Below are 464 nucleotides of genomic sequence, written 5' to 3'. Positions count from 1 at the left end.
GCGTGGAAGAAGTTGGCGCATTCGTCGGGATGGAAGCGGTCGAGCAGCTTGCCGATGCGCTCGACAAGGGCATCGACGGTTCGGGGCGGTTCCTGCCTTAGCAACGCCTTGAGCTTGGCGAAGGCCATCTCGATCGGGTTCATGTCAGGGCTGTACGGCGGCAAGTAGAAGAGCTGGGCGCGACGGGCTGTGATCGCTTCGCGGATGCCGACGACCTTGTGCGCGGGCAGATTGTCGAGCACTACGACATCGCCGCGCCGGAGCGTGGGCGCAAGGACGTCGAGGACATAGACACGGAAGGCATCGCCATCCATCGGTCCATCGAGCACCCAGGGCGCGGTGACACCGGTCAGACGCAAGCCGGCGATGAAGGTCATCGTCTTCCAGTGTCCGAACGGCACGGCGTCGCGGCAGCGCTCGCCGACCGGCGCCCAGCCATATAGCCGCGCCATCTTGGTGTTTAC

The 464-nt window shown here is 64.7% G+C and carries 1 protein-coding gene; it reads right to left on the bottom strand.

Annotated elements, in window-relative coordinates; translation table 11 throughout:
• On the bottom strand, positions 1-464 hold a 464-nt coding region (locus ACNI3R_RS20420; protein ID WP_426187075.1), incomplete at both ends, for an IS630 family transposase.

Source organism: Rhizorhabdus antheiae (genome assembly GCF_049889055.1).
GTDB lineage: Bacteria > Pseudomonadota > Alphaproteobacteria > Sphingomonadales > Sphingomonadaceae > Rhizorhabdus.
This window is presented reverse-complemented; position numbering and strand designations above follow the sequence as displayed.